1 protein-coding gene is annotated in these 5,332 nt (G+C 71.1%); it reads right to left on the reverse strand.

Annotation, left to right across the window (positions count from 1 at the left end):
* Positions 1-5,332 (reverse strand): SDR family NAD(P)-dependent oxidoreductase (locus tag ABZ260_RS45715; protein ID WP_355630723.1); only part of this gene is annotated, 5,332 nt, incomplete at both ends.

A 5,332-nucleotide genomic window follows, 5' to 3' on the forward strand; every position in this document is an offset into this window, starting at 1 on the left:
CCGGCCACCACCACCGAATTCGGGCCGTTGACCGCCGCGACCGAGATCCGCCCGTCCCAGGCCGACAGCCGCTCACGCACCTGCTCGACCGGCAACGCCACCGACGCCATCGCCCCCAGGCCCGCCAACCGGTCGGCGATCAGGTGGCTGCGCAACGCCACCACCCGGGCGCCGTCCTGCAACGACAGGCCGCCCGCGACCACCGCAGCGGCGATCTCACCCTGCGAGTGGCCGACCACCGCGTCGGGCCGAACCCCGAGCGACTCCCACACCGCGGCCAGCGACACCATCACCGCGAACGAGGCCGGCTGGACCACATCCACCCGATCCAGCGACGGAGCACCCTCCACCTGGCGGATCACATCCAGCAGCGACCAGTCCACGAACGGCTCCAACGCCGCCGCACACTCCGCCATCCGCCCGGCGAAGACCGGCGACTCCTCAAGCAGCCGCCCGCCCATACCCGCCCACTGCGCCCCCTGACCCGGGAACACCCACACGGTCTTCCCATCCACGTCGGCCACACCCGCGACCACGCCACGCAGGGAAGCTCCGGCATCCTCGGTGCCCAGCGAGCCGAAACCGGCCAGCAGTTCCTCACGATCACGCCCCACCACCACCGCACGGTGCTCGAACACCGACCGCGACACCACCAGCGAGGACCCCACATCCACCGGGTCCAGCTCGCCGAACTCGTCGAGATGCGCGGCCAGACGGCGCGCCTGCGCGCGCAACGCCTCAGAGGTCCTCGCCGACACCACCCACGGCACCACATCACCGGCCGAACCCGCAGGCTCACCCGCGGCCGGCTGCGCGACCTCTTCCGGTCCCTGCTCCAAGATCACGTGCGCGTTGGTGCCGCTGATCCCGAAGGAGGAGACACCGGCCCTGCGCGGGTGACCGTTCTGCGGCCATTCGGCCGGCTCGGTCAGCAGCTCCACCGCGCCCGCCGACCAGTCCACGTGCGAGGACGGGGAATCGACATGCAGCGTCTTGGGCAGCACCCCATGCTGCATCGCCAGCACCATCTTGATCACACCCGCCACACCCGCGGCGGCCTGGGTGTGACCGAGGTTCGACTTCACCGAACCCAGCAGCAGCGGACGGTCCTCGTCCCGGTCCTGCCCGTAGGTCGCCAGCAGCGCCTGCGCCTCGATCGGGTCACCCAGCGCTGTACCCGTACCGTGCGCCTCGACCGCGTCCACCTCAGCGGGGGCCAGCCCGGCGCCGGCCAGGGCCTGGCGGATCACCCGCTGCTGCGAAGGACCGTTCGGCGCCGTCAAGCCATTGGACGCCCCGTCCTGGTTGACCGCCGACCCGCGCACGATCGCGAGCACCTGATGGCCGTTACGGCGCGCGTCCGACAGCCGCTCCAGCACCACCATGCCCACGCCCTCGGAATAGCTGGTGCCGTCCGCCGCGTCAGCGAAGGACTTGGACCGGCCATCGGGCGACAGGCCTCCTTGGACGCTGAAGTCGATGAACGCCAGCGGGGTGGCCATCACGGTCGCGCCTCCGGCCAGCGCCAGATCGCACTCGCCCGAGCGCAGCGCCTGCGCCGCCAGGTGCATCGCCACCAGCGACGACGAGCAGGCGGTGTCCACCGTCACCGCCGGGCCCTCCAGCCCCAGCGTGTACGAAATCCGGCCGGTCGCGACACTTGCGGCGGTGCCGGTGCCGACGAAGCCCATCGCCTCCGGCGGGAACTGGGCGCTCATCCCGTAGTCGTGGTAGAAGATGCCGGCGAACACGCCGGTACGGCTGCCCCGCAGCGAGGTCGGGTCCATGCCCGCCCGTTCGAAAGCCTCCCAGGACGACTCCAGCAGCAACCGCTGCTGCGGATCCATCGCCAGCGCCTCACGCGGCGAGATCCCGAAGAAACCTGGATCGAACTGCGTGGCGCTCTCCAGGAAGCCGCCCTCGCGCACATAGCTGGTGCCCCGGTTCTCCTGATCCGGGTTGTACAAGGCCGCCAGGTCCCAGCCGCGCGTGGTCGGGAACTCGCCGATCCCGTCCCCGCCCTCGGCCACCAGCCGCCACAGATCCTCCGGAGAGTTGACCTCACCCGGGAAACGGCACGCCATGCCCACGATCACGATCGGGTCGTGGCTCACGGGCATGACAGGTGCGGTGATGATCGCGTCGGCGTGCTCGCCGAGCAGCTCGGCCAGCAGGAATTCCGCCAGCACGGTCGGCGTCGGATAGTCGAACACCAGCGTCGACGGCAACCGCAGCCCGGTCGCGCCGTTCAGCCGGTTACGCAGCTCGACCGCGGTGAGGCTGTCGAAGCCCAGCTCGCGGAACTCCCGCCGGACTTCCACTGTGTCGGACGAGGCGTAGCCGAGCACCATGGCCACCTCGGTGCGTACCAGATCTATCAGGACCTCGGTGCGCTCGGCCGCCCCCAGCGGAGCCAGCCGCTGCAGCAACGTCGCGGCCACGACAGAACCGCTGGCCGCCGACCGCCGGCCGCCCCGCACGAGACCCCGCAGCAACGGGGAGACCTCGCCGTGGGTGCGTAGCACCGCCAGCTCCAACCGGAGCGGGACCACCACCGACCGGGCCACCCGGCCGGCGGCGTCGAACAGCGCCAGACCCTGCTCCACCGACAGCGGCGGCATGCCCGTCCGGGTGATCCGCCGCATGTCGGCGTCGCTCAGCGTTCCGGTCATTCCGGTGTCCTGGGCCCAGGCACCCCACGCCAGCGACAGCGCGGGCAGCCCATCGGCCCGGCGCGACTGGGCCAAGGCGTTGAGGAAGGTGTTCGCGGCCGAGTAGTTGCCCTGCCCGGGTGCTCCCATGACACCCGACAAGGACGAGTACAGGATGAACGCCGCGAGGTCCAGGTCCATGGTGAGCTCGTGCAGGTGCCAGGCGGCGTCCACCTTCGGCCGCAGGACCCTGCCCAACCGCTCCGGAGTCAGGGACGGGATGGTCGCGTCTTCCAGCACACCGGCGGTGTGAACGACCGCGGTCAGCGGATGTTCGGCATCGATCCCGGCCAGCAGAGCCGCCACCTGATCCCGGTCAGCCATGTCACAAGCGGCGATGGTCACTTGCGCGCCGTGCGCGGCCAGCTCCTGCTCAAGCTCACGCGCCCCGGCCGCTTCTAGGCCCCTTCGGCTGGTCAGCAACAGATGCCGCACGCCGCGCTCGGCCACCACATGCCGGGCCAGATGGCCGCCCAGACCACCGGTACCACCAGTGATCAGAACCGTGCCTTCCGGATCCCACGAGCGGTCCGCCTCCTCGACTGGCACCACCCGGGCCAGACGGGGCACCCGTACCGCACCCTCACGGACCACCGCCTGCGGCTCTCCGGAGGCCAGCACCACAGCCAGCGACGACGAAGACGACTCCGCATCAGCGTCGACCAGCACGAACCGGCCCGGATTCTCCCACTGCGCCGACCGCACCAGACCCCACACCGCAGCAGCCGCCAGATCGGTGACCGCCTCACCCTCAGCCGCGGCCACCGCGCCCCGCGTCACGAACACCAGACGCGAAGCCCCGAACCGCTCATCGGCCAACCACCGCTGTAGCAGGCCGAGGATGTGGGCGACCAACTCGTGGGTCGACTCCACCACGTTCTCGGCGTCGGCCGACCCGACGGTGACCATGACCACGTCCGGTGCCGAGTCCAGCGAGGCGAGATCTCCGTCCAGCTCGACGACACTCGCACCGGTCTCCGCGCCCGGCACCTCCGGCAGCGCGGTCCAATCCAGCCCGAACAGGGAATCCCGCTGTACGCTGCGGCCGTTGTCGGCGCCGGCGAGCTGGTCGGGGGTGAACGGGCGCACGGTCAGCGAGTGCGCCGACAGCACCGGCGCCCCTGCTCGATCGGTCGCCGTCAGCGACACGGAGTCGTCGCCGGACTTGGCCAGCCGTACCCGCAACAGCGCCGCGCCACCCGCGTGCAGGCACACCTCCTGCCAGGAGAACGGCAGCAAGCCACCCTCGCCCACATCCAGCCCGGCGAATGAGACCGCGTGCAGCGCCGCGTCCAGCAACGCCGGATGCATCCCGAACGAACCCGCGCTCGACTCCACCTGCTCGGGCAGGACGACCTCGGCGAACACCTCACCCCCGGTGCCGCGCCAGACCGCCCGCAGCCCCTGGAACACCGGACCGTAGCCCAGCCCTCGGGAGGCCAGCTCGTCATACAGCCCGTCCAGCTCGACAGCGGTCGCGCCCTGCGGTGGCCACACCGCCGTGTCGAACGGTACGGCGGTCCGGTTGCCCGTGGCGAGGGTGCCGGTGGCATGCCGTACCCACGGCACGTCGTCGCCGGCCTGCGCCGGCCGGGAATAGACGTTCAAGGTTCGGCGGTCGGTCTCCTCCGGCGCGCCGACCGCGATCTGGACCACGACCGCGTCGTCCTCGCCCAGCACCAGCGGCGTGGCCAGCGTCAGCTCCTCCACCAGGTCACAGCCGACCTGGTCACCGGCCCGGATCGCCAGCTCAAGGAACCCGGTGCCCGGGAAGATCACCATCCCGGCCACCGTGTGATCGGCCAGCCAGGGATGCGTAGCGAGCGACAGGCGGCCGGTCAGCAGTACCCCATCGGTGTCGGCCAGGCCCACCGCCGCACCCAGCAGAGGATGTTTCGTCGCGGCCAGGCCCGCCGCGGCCACATTCCCCGCGCCGGCACCCGCACTGCCAACAGGCCAGAACCACTGGTGCTGGAAGGCGTAGGTCGGCAGGTCGACCCGGCGCCCACCGGTCAGTACGGCTCGCCAGTCCACGCGCACACCGCGCACGAACAGCTCGGCCGCCGAGACCAGGACCCGATCCAGCCCGCCCTCGTCACGACGCAACGTCCCGGCGATCACCGCGTCCACCGCGGCCTCATCCACGCACTCGCCGATGCCGACCGTCAGCACCGGATGCGGGCTCACCTCCACAAAAGCTCGATACCGCTGCTCCAGCAGCTGCCCGATCGCCGGGGCGAAGGCCACCGTGTTGCGCAGGTTGTCACACCAGTACCCCGCGTCGAGTTCCGGCCCTTCCACCCACTGACCGGTCACCGTCGACAACATCGGCACCCGCACCGCACGCGGGGCCACCTCCGCCAGGACCTGAGCGAGTTCCTCACCGATCAGATCGACCTGAGCCGAATGCGAGGCATAGTCCACCGCGATCCGCCGGACCCGCACCCCACCCTCGGCCAGACGCTCCACCAGCTCCTCGACAGCTTGGACCTCACCGGCCACCACCACCGAGTTCGGGCCGTTGACCGCCGCGATCGACACCCGCCCATCCCCGGCCGACAACCGCTCACGCACCTGCTCGACCGGCAACGCCACCGACGCCATCGCCCCCAGGCCCGCCA

Origin of the sequence: Streptosporangium sp. NPDC006013 (assembly GCF_040614275.1) — a bacterium.
In the GTDB taxonomy this organism is placed as follows: domain Bacteria; phylum Actinomycetota; class Actinomycetes; order Streptosporangiales; family Streptosporangiaceae; genus Streptosporangium.